This is a genomic window from Vibrio sp., assembly GCF_038138445.1.
Lineage (GTDB): Bacteria > Pseudomonadota > Gammaproteobacteria > Enterobacterales > Vibrionaceae > Vibrio.
Window position 1 is genome coordinate 47,649 of the sequence record NZ_JAYQDQ010000002.1, and the last position, 14,079, is coordinate 61,727.

The 14,079-nt window shown below is 42.0% G+C and carries 9 protein-coding genes; all 9 read right to left on the reverse strand.

Going from position 1 to position 14,079, the window contains the following annotated elements; genetic code table 11:
* Position 1: 1 nt before the first annotated feature.
* Positions 2–1,720 carry a glycoside hydrolase family 9 protein gene (locus AAFM34_RS01050; RefSeq protein ID WP_341659071.1) on the reverse strand — a complete coding sequence of 573 codons (1,719 nt, stop codon included), beginning with the start codon at positions 1,718–1,720 and terminating at the stop codon, positions 2–4.
* Positions 1,721–1,769: 49 nt separating this feature from the next.
* A complete protein-coding gene (locus tag AAFM34_RS01055) occupies positions 1,770–2,762 on the reverse strand; it encodes an ABC transporter ATP-binding protein (RefSeq protein WP_341659073.1) in 993 nt (330 codons plus the stop codon).
* A gap of 36 nt (positions 2,763–2,798) precedes the next feature.
* A complete protein-coding gene (locus AAFM34_RS01060; RefSeq protein WP_341659075.1) occupies positions 2,799–3,782 on the reverse strand; it encodes an ABC transporter ATP-binding protein in 984 nt (327 codons plus the stop codon).
* On the reverse strand, positions 3,779–4,810 hold the full coding sequence (locus AAFM34_RS01065) for an ABC transporter permease (RefSeq protein WP_371833240.1): 1,032 nt from the start codon (positions 4,808–4,810) through the stop codon (positions 3,779–3,781). The genes AAFM34_RS01060 and AAFM34_RS01065 overlap by 4 nt, the downstream gene beginning before the upstream one ends.
* Positions 4,807–5,796 (reverse strand): ABC transporter permease, encoded by a 990-nt coding sequence (locus tag AAFM34_RS01070; protein ID WP_341659077.1) that lies wholly within the window; start codon positions 5,794–5,796, stop codon positions 4,807–4,809. The genes AAFM34_RS01065 and AAFM34_RS01070 overlap by 4 nt, the downstream gene beginning before the upstream one ends.
* A 161-nt stretch (positions 5,797–5,957) precedes the next feature.
* A complete protein-coding gene (locus AAFM34_RS01075; RefSeq protein ID WP_341659079.1) occupies positions 5,958–7,631 on the reverse strand; it encodes an ABC transporter substrate-binding protein in 1,674 nt (557 codons plus the stop codon).
* 599 nt (positions 7,632–8,230) lie between these two features.
* Positions 8,231–11,617: a response regulator gene (locus AAFM34_RS01080; protein WP_341659081.1), complete on the reverse strand. Its 3,387-nt coding sequence runs from the start codon at positions 11,615–11,617 to the stop codon at positions 8,231–8,233.
* Between the two features lie 194 nt (positions 11,618–11,811).
* Positions 11,812–12,834: a 16S rRNA (guanine(1207)-N(2))-methyltransferase RsmC gene (gene rsmC / locus AAFM34_RS01085; protein ID WP_341659083.1), complete on the reverse strand. Its 1,023-nt coding sequence runs from the start codon at positions 12,832–12,834 to the stop codon at positions 11,812–11,814.
* Positions 12,835–12,909: 75 nt separating this feature from the next.
* Positions 12,910–13,995 carry an AI-2E family transporter gene (locus tag AAFM34_RS01090; RefSeq protein WP_341659085.1) on the reverse strand — a complete coding sequence of 362 codons (1,086 nt, stop codon included), beginning with the start codon at positions 13,993–13,995 and terminating at the stop codon, positions 12,910–12,912.
* Positions 13,996–14,079: the final 84 nt, after the last annotated feature.

Genomic DNA, 14,079 nt, shown 5'->3' on the forward strand with positions numbered 1-14,079 from the left:
TCTAACTCTCCTCCTTGTTATTAAAATGATGTGATTGCGCGATGATCGCTAGAAGGAACCATGCGCTGTGAGGTAACCATTGTTCTCCCCATCGCCAATTTTGCGCCATATCATCTTTATGAGGTGAGGGGTTAAATGCTATGCCATGCGGCTCACTTACTCCCGCAGTAATGCCATTACAAATACCTCCTTTGGCATTAAAAAAACCAAGTTGAGGTAAATAATCAGGGTTATTGTGTCCATGTCCATCGAGCATACACATGTCATAGGGGTTAAGGCCTAGTATCCAGTCTATGGCATCTTGAGCATATTGAATTAAGCCATTTTTTAGGGTGATATCCTTGATATAAGGCTGCGCGAAATACCCCATCACAGCCAGTGATGATAAGCGTGCATTCTCGCCTTGCCACCAATAACCTGTCTCATTATCTTGCGCGATGAAGAAAGCTTCTCGTTTGTCATGATGCAGATCTTTAACGTATTGGCGTGGATAGCCAAATGGATTGAATACCTTGTGAGTGATTGACAGTTCAAATTGACAGGATTGAACTAGAGTCTTTAAAACGGCTTCACTGAGATTATCTTGTTTATCTATGCTGAGATACTCGCATAGTGCGATTGCAGGAAGGCCTGCTTCTGCCGCGTGAAAATAAGGTCGAGAGCCATCGTCATTGGCTGACCAATAGTGACTTACATTAGCATCCGATTGCTGACGGCTTGTAAGCCTTTTTGCCCATGTGCGTGCTTCCTCTAAGTAACAAGTTTGATGGGTTGATTTGTATAACTCGACGCTAGCAATAAGAGCGCAATACTCATCAATAATATTTTCTTGATTGTCGTTTAGATAATAGTGGTTGTGCTCTTTAAGATGTGCGTAGCCTAAAACTGCCGCTTTGAGGTACTCCTCAGCCGTATAGTCCCTGTCCTTGTTGAGTCTTGCTGCTGCTGCCAATGCGGCGATAGCAAGGCCGCCGCCTTGACGAAAGCCTGCTTGGTAGTCGTCTGACTTTTGTCCCTGCTGGGTTGAGTAGGAACATATTTCTCTTTCTTGAGGATTTTTGGACCACTTATCAAATACTGTGGTATAGAAATATCCGCTGCTGTGCTGCATTCTGAGCAAAAAATCAGCCCCGAACAAAGCTTCATCTAACATCCTTTGATAGATAAAGTCGGGCAGACTGCGCTGAGTCATTTCAATCCCTTTGACCATATTCCATACCACAATGGGCGTTTGCTGTGGGTTGAAATAGTTAGCATAGGAAAGATGAGATAAGTACTTACTTACATCTCCAGATGCGTCGTACCAGCCACCGTGCACATCAACATAGGTTTGACTATTGAGTAAGCGAACGTGTTTATCTTTCCTATCAAATAGCCCATCGCAGCGTTGGGATTTGAAATAATGGATCAGATCGGAAAGTGTTGATTGGCACAGCTGCTTATTTGAAATAGTAATTGATTTGGATTGGCAGTACTGAAATCGCAAATAATAGCTGCCGGATACTTGATGTGCGGAAAAGTCGATATGACTGAAATATCCGTGATGCCATTTTTCCACTCGCGCAATCTGCGCTAATGGAAAATGGCCGACACATTGCTTGTTATCTGCATTGATGAGTTCCACCTGAGAGCTTGGCAGTAAAGAATCCTCATCGAGCATCAAAATGGCCTTTTTAGGACCAAGTCTTTCATAACCAATATGGTTGGTCAGTATCTGCATTCGAACCTCTAGGTAGATATTCTCAATGTGATGATTTGGCTGATGTTTATTATTGGTGTAAGTAACAGCGAACAAAGTGGTTGCTTGATAGTTGTGTGATCTCCGGCAGCTGTTGTTGGCATTTTTGAGTCGAATGAGGACATCGAGCTGCAAATGGGCAGCCTGAAGAACTCGGCGTCCAAAGGGGAATTTCTCCTTTGCTACCGTCTAATTGGGTATGAATCGATTTACTTGGATCAGGTACGGCAGAGATAAGTAATTGGGTATAGGGGTGCTGAGGCTGGTGGATAACTTCTTCTGTATCCCCCCATTCGACCATATGACCGACATACATAACCGCAATGTCTTCAGCAATATAACGCGCTGTTGCTATATCATGGGTGATATAAAGTAGTGACATTTTTTTCTCAAACTTCATTTCCTCCATGAGATTTAGCACCCCTGCTCGAATAGACACATCAAGCATTGAAGTTGGCTCATCGGCCAATACCACTTCTGCTTCTACTGCTATATTGCGCGCAAGATTCACTCTTTGTCGTTGCCCTCCTGAAAGTTGATGAGGGAATTTATTGGCTGTTTCTTTCGCTGGAATTAAGCCAACTTGCTCTAACAGTGCATACACGCGATCCTGCAATTCTTTCTTGTTATTTGTTGCGACTTTTTTATGAATCAATAGAGGGCGGGCTAGATGATGAAAAATGTTGTGTGTTGGGTTGAGAGAACTAAAGGGGTCTTGCCATACCATTTGTACCCCTTTTCGATAGCTCTTTAGCTCAGAGCGGGAGCGAAAAGAGGCGAGATCTTTGCCTTTATAGTGAATTGAGCCTGAGTTTGGCGCATACATTTTGGCGATCATCTTGGCGGTGGTTGATTTACCAGAGCCAGACTCTCCCACTACGGAAAGACCACGACTCTTATACATTTTGAAGGATACGTCATTAATCGCGCGCATCATTGGCTGTTTTAATGCGTTACTATTAATCGGAAAGTCTTTGATAAGGTTTTTCCCTTCAACCAGTAGCTGTCCATATTCATCGCTCATTATCGCCTCCTGTTTATTGGTCTTTATCGTCTCAATCTAACACTTGATTTGAGTGATAGGCTCACCGTAGAGGTGGCAGTTAGAAAAATGCTTCGGCTCTATTTGGGTTAGTTTTGTGCTTTTTTGACGGCAAATGTCCTTAACTTGATGACAACGTGCTTGAAACCTGCAGCCAGATGGGATGTCTAATAGATTGAGAGGGCTACCCGGAATTCCAGTGAGTTTTGTTTTAGGCCCAGTTAGTGAAGGAAAAGAGCTGCCTAAGCCTTCAGTGTAAGGGTGGTAGGGAGCATTGAGAATCTTGTGTGATGGGGCAATTTCAACTAACTCGCCTGAATACATAACACCAATACGGTCAGAAAACTCAACCATGAGTGAAAGATCATGTGTGATAAATAAGATGGCAAAGCCAAACTCTTCTTTTAAAGCGTAAATCTTTTGCAAGATCTCCCTTTGTACCACGACATCTAAAGCCGTTGTTGGCTCATCCATAATGATCATTTTGGGATTCAGGGCTAGAGCAATGGCAATCACAAGACGCTGACGCATACCGCCAGAAAATTGATGGGGATAATCATTTAAGCGGCTAGGGTGAATATCGACAATCTCAAGCAGTCCCTCAGCTCTTTTTCGCGCTTGATTTCGAGTCATATTGGTATGGCACATAATCACATCGCAAAATTGCTCTTCCATGGTTAATACAGGGTTTAAGGCGTTCATCGCACTTTGAAAAACCATAGACATTTCCTTCCAGCGGAATGTCTGCATACGTTCATCGCTATATTTGAGTATGTCGTCACCGTTAAACCGAATTTCACCTGCGCTGATGTAAGCGGGCGGTTTGTGTAGTCGCATGAGTGAAAAAGCCACGGTCGATTTTCCGCATCCAGACTCTCCGGCCAAACCAAATACTTCTCCCGCTGCAATATCAAAGCTGACATTGCTGCATGCTCTTACATCTCCTGCATCGGTAATATAGTCAACACATAGGTTGCGGATAGAAACGAGAGGACTAGTCATAGTAATTTTTCTCCGCTGCAAAGTGGGGTTTGTGGTTTGAATTCTTGCAAGGGCTTTTGCTGCTGACGGGATAACTTCTGCCAACGTTTTAGGCCTTTATGCGATCGCAACTGAGGGTTTGCTATTTCGTCTACGGCAAAATTTAGTAAAGCAAGTCCAGTAACAAGAAGAATGAGTGCGGCGCATGGAGCCAATAACTCCCACCAAGCACCTATCAACATAGAGGAGGAGGTTTGTACGTTATAAAGCATGATTCCCCAACTGACAGTATTGGGATCGCCAAGGCCAAGAAAAGAAATCGTTGCTTCCATCATAATGGCGTACATAACAGAACCGATGAAGCTTGCTCCAACAATAGGGATTAGATTAGGTAAGATCTCGACGAAAATGATTCGCCATCGAGATTCGCCTAAAACTTCTGCGGCTTTAACAAACTCTTTTTCACGTAATGCTAGAGTTTGAGCACGAATAACTCTTGCACCCCACGCCCAGGCGGTAAAGCCTATGATAAGTGCAATGGTGAGCGGGCCAGCCTCCCCGATAAATGCGGCTAAAACAAATAACAGAGGATATTGAGGTATCACCAGCATTATATTCATTGCTGCGGTTAATATATCGTCAATACGACCACCGAAATATCCAGCCGAGATACCAATAACTGTGGCAAACAAGCACACACTTAAACCTGCTCCAAATCCAACGCTTAGGGAAACTCGTGCGCCATGGACAAATTGAGACCATACGTCTCGTCCCATGCGTGTTGTACCCAATATATGGTCGGCTTTTTTTGACATGATCAAGGTGCGCCTATCTGTCGCAAGGTTTTTGGCTATCCATCCATCAGGGTGAGATTGGGCTGACTTTACGATAATTGAAGGGTATTCATGTGGGTTACCAGTTCGTTTGTTTGGTGCATGTTTGGTTAGTAGCGGTGCAGCTAATGCAATGACAAGAAAGATACCGATAATTAAGCTACCGACAAGAGCTAAGCGGTTTCCCCAGATAAGTCTTAGTAGTGTTTTTATCATGAATGACCTCCTTGGCGCAGGCGTGGATCAAGGGCGACGTATAAGATGTCAGCCAAGAGATTAAAAAACAGCATAAACAAAGTCATAATAAGAAGCTGTCCTTGCAACACCTGGTAGTCGCGGGCTTTTATTGCGTTAAATAAAACAGAGCCTAAGCCCGGATAGTTAAAAATGATTTCTATGATCAACTGCCCACCGATAGCCATACCGATAGCCATAGATAAAGCAGTGACACTTGGAAGCAGTGCATTACGAGCAGCATAGTTAAATATCACTCGCTGCTGACTGAGGCCTTTACCTTTGGCCATCGTAATATAATCTTCTGCCAGCAAGTTGATCATGTTATTACGCATATTGACCAAGAAGCCGCCAATCTGAACAATTGAGGCGCAAAATAGGGGAAGTACAGCGTGATAGGCGACATCTTTTATAAAACCCCAACTGGTCCAATCAGGCGTTTTTCCTGCCGTATACGCATAACTGGTGGGAAACCACTTCAAACCAATCGCAAAGACAAACATAGCAATCATAGCGATGACAACCTGTGGCACAGCTTGGATGACAAGCATGCCAGGAGTAATGAAGGCATCGTATTTACTGCCGCGTTTCCAAGCTGCGTAGATGCCCAAAATAGAGCCTAGAGAGAAAGAGAGAACCACTGCACTACCAGCGAGAAAGAGAGACCAGCCAAAAGCGCCACCAAGTAATTCACTGACAGGCAGCGGGTAAAACTGGATTGATGTGCCTAGCTCCCAGCTCAGGATATTTTTCATGTAGGCAATATATTGAACAAACAGTCCGCCATCGACAAATCCTAGAAGCTCTTTCATTGCCGCAATTCGCTCGGGGGTCACCTGCACTGAAGCATTGGCAAACATCATAGTGACAGGATCGCCTGGCATGGCTCTTGGTATAATAAAATTTAGGGTTGCAGCAACCAAAAGTGCCACGCAGTAAAATGATAACCGCCTTAAGAAATAACCCATTACCTAGCTCCTTGCTCGATTTATCTAAGCGCTTTTTGTGAGTCATCGATAAAGTTCAAGATGCAACCTGTCCTGACGACATGCGCCATATACTAATAACTCAAGTTATATATAGAAACGAAAGCAGCGTCTTGAATTTGAGGCGCTGCTATGGTGTTGTTTTATTGAATGGGCTTTAAATCTAATACATGAAGAAGGCGCTCAGAAATACCTGCCCAGATATTGGGGCGACCTTTTGGATTATCTTCGTTCCACCAGCCAGTAAAGCGCGTGGTATTATATTGATACATGTAGGCACCAGATAAAATGGGAATCGTTACCTGATCTGTGGCAATGATCTTTTGTATACCGTGGGCGATATCCAGTTGCTCTTTTCTATTAGCCGTTTTGTAAAAGCTATTGAGCAGGTTATCTAGTTTGTCATTTTGGTAAAAGTGCATGGCAAAACGGGGCATACCTTCACCAGATTGAAGTGCTGAGTTATAAGCACTATTCCAATAGGTGTAAGGGTCAGCACCATGAAAATAATTGGTGTAGGCAACATCGTATTTTGCCTCGAGCATAGCTTGATTATAAACGGAGAAGTCTGGGGTACGTGCTTTAGCTTTTATGCCAACCTCCGCGAGTTGCTCAACGGCTAACTGAACTGTATTGTTAAAATCAGTCCAACCGTTAGGGGATTGAATCAATAGTTCAAATGCTTGGCCCGAAGGGGTCTCAACAAAGCCATCTTGATTGATATCTTTAAATCCGGCTTGAGCCAGTAAGTCTTTTGAGCCTTTAACATTATATGTGTTATAGGCCTTGTATTTATTATGGATGCTTTCGTCTGACCAAGACTCAAAAGCATAACCTAGACCAGAAGCAAAATCATTCACTGTACCGCCGCCATAGAAAGCAATATCTATAATGGTCTGTCTATCGAGGGCCATAGAAAATGCCCGTCTAAAATCGACATTGGTTAGAGCCTCACGTTTGGCAGGATCAGGGTTTTTGAAGTTAATAACGAAAGCTTGAGTGCCCGACGGTGGATACCAGTAGTGGTGATTGGGGTTAGAAGCCGCATAGGTACGATCGATATCTGGAATAAATGATGATGTCCAGTCGAGTTCGCCATTGACGACTTTACCTAAGAACTGGTCATTGTTCGCAATCTGTGGAACCCTCAAGCAATCTACCTCGAGGTTTTTGGAGTCCCAATAATTAGGATTGCGACATTGAATATAGAGCTGGGATGTAAAAGTGTCGATCTCTGTAAAAGGTCCGGATCCAACAGGGTTTTTGTTTGAAAAGGTGGAAGGATCTTTAACATTTTTCCAAATGTGCTCTGGCACAATAGGAACTTTGACTATCTCATAAGGTGCATTAGAGTTAGCTTCTGTAAGCTCAAATCTAACTCGGTAGTCGTTGATTTTTATTACATTGGAAACCCATGAATTGATACCACTTTGGTCAAGCTCCGGGTTATTTTTCACTAGTCCAAAGGAGTACACCACGTCATTTGCGTCAAAGGCTTGCCCGTCAGACCAATTTACATCTTGGCGTAAGTCAAATGTGACATTGGTAAGATCTTTTGAGAGTGAGTAGCTGCTCGCTAAGCGAAAAACAGGCTTATTAGCATGCATTTCATTGAATACAACCAAAGGCTCATAGATGAAATCCCATGTAGTATGTAGATGAGTAGCGCCTAAATAGGGGTTAAAGTTACGCACGAATGTGGAAAATTCTTTGGGATGGATGGTTAGCTCACTGCGCTCAGTTGCCACAGCTACGGGACTGAGCCCCGCAGCTGCGATAACTGTGGCTAGTACTGTTTTCGTTATATTGGTAAGCATAGCTGTTCCTTACTTTTTGCTTTCATGTCACATAGAGAATCACGTGTTTTCAACGATAAGCACTTCCTAGCAACTACCTCAATATTACTGACTTTAAAATGTCATTTGACTAATAAGAGTGGCCTGTAGACACTAGGTCAATTAAGCAAACACTCTATTGTTTAATTAGGCAATTCTATTTCTCGTTAAAAGCGTTAAAAGTCCTGTGATTATCGTTAATGACGTTAAATGCTAAGTATTAAGATTTGTATCTCTAGGCTTACAATAGGTTTTGTAAGCTAAATTTTTAAAGTTAAAATAAGTTTATGTGAGTGTTCACTTACCCTCTTTCGCAGAGTAAAACTTGAGTGTTTGGGTGTTAGTTACTTTATGAGATCATTATCACTAGTGTAATTCTTGGCACTATTAATGTTTTGGATAAATTCTGCCGTCTTGTTGTGATTACGCTCTCAAACTGATGACTTTATGCCAGTTTATCCAATTAATATTGCAAGCTAAGCCAGATTATAGCTTGATGTATATTGCTTTTAATTCACAAATCCCTAACGCATATTGATGCATATCTTGTGGTATAGGGAATACTTAATAGTTATCAATATCTAGTTTGTTAGTAAATGCTGCAGTTTGTCATGCAAATTTTCAATGTGGCTGCGCTCTGGAGTCATTTCTTTGCAGTGTTCTAGAATGTATTCCAATGAACTTAATACGGTTCTCCAACGCGGTGTTTTAGGTAATGTTTCTACTCTCAAATATTTATCCAGGGTCCGAGTTTGTAATGTACTGCGATCTAGATAGACTCGCCATAAACCACTTTGTTCAGCAAAATCAAATTTACTCAGGCCTGTTACATTTTCCCAATATGTAAGGCCGCTGGTCATTGAATCAACCAGTATTTCACGCATGATGTCTTGTTTTGACTTGTCACTATGAGCGCCTCTTTCGACAAGATCGCTAAATTCATCTCCAAGTTCTTTGAGCTCTAGAAGTTTCGTTTTATCGCCTTCAAATGCGTAACTAGAGAGGGCTTCTACCGCTGTTTCTAAATGATTCAAGCGAGTAGTATTAATCCCTCCACCAATGTCAAAAATATACATGGATTTGAGTCCAGAGTTGGTCGGGAGACTAACAATATCTGCAGAGAAAGATTGGCGAACTTCATTTACGTAGACATCGATAGGTCCACAATAATGAGGTTTTTTTATTTCTAGGAATTTGCGAGAGATAAGCTCATCCGCTTTCGAGCGCTTAAGCTGCTCTGAAGTACGTTTAAAGAGTAAAGAAGCCGCTTCATTGGTGAAGCGAATTTTATTGTCATCTCTGATACATATAATGGCTTCCGGCGCAGATTCAAGTTGCTCTAGTAGACGCCCTTGGGTTTCAAGTAAGCTCGCTTCGACTCTAGCTCTTTGCTGTATTTCACCTTTGAGTTGTTGATTCTCAACTCTACGCTGCTCCGCTTTACTTGCTGTCAGGTGCGCTTTGATTCTAGCCGCAAGCTCTTGTTTATTGAATGGTTTGGATAAATAATCATTAGCACCAGCTTCAAATCCTCTAACTCTGTCATCTGGCTGGTTCAAAGCGGTTAACATAATAATGGGGAGCTGAGCATGATCGAATTGCGTGCGTATGGTTTGGCAAACCTGATAGCCACTGACACTAGGCATCATAATATCTAACAGCATTAGAGCCGGCCTTTCATCATGAATAGCTTTTATTGCCTCTTCTCCATTTTGAGCTGTTCTTATTCGGTATCCTTCAACCCTCAAGAAACTGTCTAGAATTCGTAAGTTTACTGGCTCATCATCAACTAGCAGAAGCAAGGGAGCTGACGCATCTTCGGTAGTTGCTATACTTTCAAAAGGCTCAATATCAATAACCTCAGGGGCTTTAAAGTGAGGATTGTCACCATGGCGAGTTTGATCTATTTGAGTTGCCGATGCTATCGGAAGAGTAAAACTGAAGGTCGTTCCTACCATAGGTTGGCTGCTGACATATAAATGCCCCTTCATCAAGTCGATCAACTGACGGCAGATTGAGAGGCCAAGGCCAGCCCCTTGCTGATAACGCCCATTATCACTGTTTGCTTGAGTCAGAGGCTCAAATATATGCTCTAACTGACCAGCAGGTATACCTTGCCCCGTATCGACTACTTGAACACGAATATTATCGTCTATTTGACATGCTGAGATGACAATTTTGCCTTCACTAGTATACTTGATTGCGTTACCAATTAGGTTGTAGAGAACCTGCTCTAGACGCTGTGGATCGGCGCATACCCATAAGGGCTCGTCAGGAACTTGATTAATCACTCGAATGGGTTTGTTACCAATTAAGTGGGAAGAAAGTTCCATGACTAAACGCGTTGCTCCGGAAACATCAACGGCTCTAGTCTCTATATCGAGCTTTCCGTAGCGCATTTTATGATAATCAAGTAAGTCATCAACTAGGTTTGCTAGGCGTTGTCCACTATTGATGATAATGTCTAATTGGTACTTATGATCGGCGGTTACTGGACCGTTTGCACCTGATATCAGTGCTTCAGCAATCCCTACCATGCCGTGAAGCGGGGTTCTCAGCTCATGAGATGTGGTTGCTAGAAACTCATCCTTAAGTCTGTTCGTAATTTGCAGCTCTTCATTTTGTTTCTGGATCAATTGAAGGTTTTTCTCAAGCTCTGTGTTTTGTTTTTCAATTAATAGTATTTTGTCACGAATTGAACGCTGCATGCGTTCGAAGCTAATTGCAAGCCGTCCAATTTCATCTTTTCTCTGAGTATTTACTATGTCTGTATCGAGATTTCCAGCTGATACCTTTTCAGCAGCCCAAGTTAATTTTAACAGGGGGGCCGTAATAAATTGAGAAAGATAATGGGATGCAAGAATCACCAGTACGATGGCAACTAGCATAGCCAAAATAAAGATGGTCTCGAGCTGATGAACGCGCGCGAAGGCTTCCTTTTCTGGAACTTCAACAATAATCGCCCAATTAATGCCGTTAAAAGAAATCGGGCTATAGGCTGCAATAATACTGTCACCTGACTTATTTATATAGGTGCCTACAGCTGTATCACCACTTAGAGCCTTGCCAACGACTTGATAGCTATTATCAATGTCTTGTTGTTGTATCGCTAGGGTCCTAGAAAGATGATCTTGACCCACAAGTAAGGTTCTCATCTCAGTAGTTTCATTGTGGTCGGTGATAAACTTGGTTATTGCGTTATTGGGTAAGCGGAACATAGCGTAGCTATGCAGATAACCCTGCTGAATAATAGGCGCGCCTAGCCAAGCAACTTGTTTGCTGCCCTCGACTTTGAAATCAGAGATGATAACGGGTGTGTACTCTTCATTGCTTTGACGCTCTCTGACTACTTCAGTCATGAGTTTTTGGAATGTGTGAGCAAGATGGGTATCTTTATGGCGTCCTGTGAGCAGGTTTGTACCAAAGTTGTCATATTTGAAAGTAGAATAAGTCACATTACCTTCCAAATCGACCAACAGAATATCATCAAAGTCAGAGCGTTTTAAAAGCTCAATATATGCCCTATGATAACGCTTATGAAGCAAACGATATCTCTCAGTACCGTTATACAAACTAGATTGAGGAAGGATGGACGTTTTTACTTGATCTCCTGAGCCTTTGATATAGCGCTGCTGTGCATATTCCCGAGCTTGCTCTATATCTAATCCTAAACTTCGAAAGGCGTTTACTAAACCATAAAAACGTCCACCACTGGCATAAGCTAATTCTGACCGGACAAAACCCATTACTTCAGATTGTTTAGCTGTCATATAATCTAACAGTTGCTGGTGCTTATTGTCGCGCACCGACACTAAATGCGACGTACTTTGCTCTTCAAGATCCTTACTGTGAGAGTGCAAAAAGAATAGTGCGACAAGAGTAAGAGGCGTAATACTCAGTATCATAAAGGCGAGCATCAGAGTGTGTTTTAGTCGCTTAAATCTTTGTTTTCTATATAACTTAAACATAAGCTTGGCTTAACTTTCCCTAGTGTAGGCTGGCATTTAAATGCTCAAGCAAAAACGTAAACTGCTTAGAATGACAAAATTAACGAGTTTTTTTACTTTGACAAGTAAGTTAGATGCAAAGCGTGGAATCAACCTGAATTTTTTGTCACAAGGCGGGTTTAAGCTCAATAGTCGAGTGGTATTGAGCTTATTATTTATTTTTTTGCGTGATAAATTGCAAATTTGTTGGTCTTATTTATCTTCTCACAATTACCAAATGCATCACTAATAATTGGTGGGTATTTGAGAAAACTATTCGCTACGATAAATAACTGGCCCTCTGCTGTTTGGTATTTTGGAGCTTGGGCAAGAAGAGATTCTGTCGCATTATAACTCGTCTCTAATCCAGAGTGAAAAGGTGGATTACTGATGATAAATTGGTAATCCTGGCTGGTATTAGAGTAAACATCAGAAGCAAAAACTCTTCCATTTAGGCCGTTGGCAGCTAATGTTGCTATGCTTGACTCTACTGCTAGTGCATTGATATCACACATTTCTAACTCTATGTCAGGATTCATACTTGCCATGACACAGCCAATCACACCGGCTCCGCAGCCAAAATCAAGTACCTTACCATTGAGGGTAGGTAGGCTGTCTAATAACAACTGGCTCCCTACATCAAATTGTCCATGACTAAATACACCGGGCAAACTTTTAATTACAAGCTGCTGATTTTTGTAGTTAACCGTATATTCTTTAAACCAGTCATTGAGAGAAAAGTGTGTTGGTGGTTGGGTACACTTTCCCCAATAAAAAGAACAGCGTCTTGCTGAATCAAACTTGCCAATGGAGCCAAAAGGCTTAAACATCTTTTCGGCACTTTTAATGCCAGAGCGATTTTCTCCAACGATAACAACTTCAGTATCAACGCCTAGTTTGCAAAGTAGCATAGTCAATAAAAACTCTGCTTCCTCTTTGGCTTTTGGCCAGTAAAGCAAAATCATATCGGCTTTGGTTTCTTTATCGAACTCTGAGCCAAATACAGTAGATAGCTGCTCATAAGGCTCAAGCTGGCGGTAATAACTGTAGTTAGTAGTAAAAACAGTGACGGACTCACAGTATTTCGTAAGTTCTATCGGAAACAAATCTTCTAGCTCACCAGCAACAATAAGGTTTTTACCTGCGAAATAGTCGAGTTGTCTCTGTGCAATTTGGCTCGGGGCGATATAGGCAGACATAATAGGCTCTGGAAAAAAAAGATGGGGGATTTTCTCACAATCCCCCTCATTCTTGAAGCCTACTCTTTACTGAACTTAGTTCTGATCTTGTTCGTCGAGGAACTCTTTGAACTCTTCTTCATAAATATTAAACAGCACCATTGTGATAGCAAAGATTAGCGGTCCGTATATAAGTCCTATTAATCCAAACAAATGAAGCCCTCCGAGCAAGGAGAAAAAAATCATTAATGTGTTCATTCCTGCGCTGCCTTGCATCAAAAATGGTCTGAGTAAGTTATCGATAGAACCAACCACAGCAATACTCCATATTGTCAGGAATATTCCCCATGTTGTATCACCGGTTAAAAATAGGTAAATAGCCGCAGGTATCCAAATTAATGCGGTACCTACCACAGGGATAAATGAAGCGAATCCCATCATGGTTCCCCAGAAAAGACCTTGAAAGCCAGCTAGCCACATACCTATGCCTCCGGCAAAGCCTTGTGCAATCGCAGTTAGAAAAGATCCCATCACGGCTGACTTTGATACTTTTTCTACTTCTTCAAGTAGTTTGTCTTCTTGGCTTCTAGACAGTGGGAGGATATGACGTATCGCTGCAATAATTGTGTCGTGGTCACGAAGCAAGAAAAATAACACAAATAGCATTAAAAAGAAGTTGAGCAGAAAACTGGTGGCATCACCAAGGATCTTGGCGCTAATTCCTACTAAATTGGTGCCAAATGATGTTGCAAACTGAGCGATTTTTTGACCAACTTCTTGTGGTTTAATTTCGTCAAATGGGAGGTAAGTATTGATTATAGATAGAACTTTTACTATCCATGGGTGCTCAAATAAGGCCTGAATACCACCTTGTGTAACCCACTGATACACATTCTGTGAAAAAGTAGAACCTTGTTGAACAATTGCGGCAAAAACAAACAGAAGTGGTAAGACAATGATAACAGAGAGTAGCGTGCAAGAAAGCAATGAGGCTAAGTTTCTATGACTGCCCAAGCGTGTTTCGATCTTATCATGAATGGGAAACATCAAAAGCGATATGATGAAGGCCATGACAATTGAGTTTATATAGGGTTCCACCAACAAGAAGCAGGCGAAACCTGCAGCGAGAAGAGCAACCACGATCACCCAATGGCTGGATGTGATTTTTAATTTTCCTGACACGTTTGCGATCCAATTATTCACTTAGATGTAGGTATAATGGCCATAATCTGCTGAATCTTCAACGTAAAACCAAAGTGTTATATC

Coding starts and splice junctions, on each gene's coding strand:
- rsmC (WP_341659083.1), bottom strand. CDS start 12,834: ATGTCTGCCTATATCGCCCCGAGCCAAATTGCACAGAGACAACTCGAC.
- AAFM34_RS01055 (WP_341659073.1), bottom strand. CDS start 2,762: ATGAGCGATGAATATGGACAGCTACTGGTTGAAGGGAAAAACCTTATC.
- AAFM34_RS01065 (WP_371833240.1), bottom strand. CDS start 4,810: ATGATAAAAACACTACTAAGACTTATCTGGGGAAACCGCTTAGCTCTT.
- AAFM34_RS01080 (WP_341659081.1), bottom strand. CDS start 11,617: ATGTTTAAGTTATATAGAAAACAAAGATTTAAGCGACTAAAACACACT.
- AAFM34_RS01050 (WP_341659071.1), bottom strand. CDS start 1,720: ATGCAGATACTGACCAACCATATTGGTTATGAAAGACTTGGTCCTAAA.
- AAFM34_RS01075 (WP_341659079.1), bottom strand. CDS start 7,631: ATGCTTACCAATATAACGAAAACAGTACTAGCCACAGTTATCGCAGCT.
- AAFM34_RS01060 (WP_341659075.1), bottom strand. CDS start 3,782: ATGACTAGTCCTCTCGTTTCTATCCGCAACCTATGTGTTGACTATATT.
- AAFM34_RS01070 (WP_341659077.1), bottom strand. CDS start 5,796: ATGGGTTATTTCTTAAGGCGGTTATCATTTTACTGCGTGGCACTTTTG.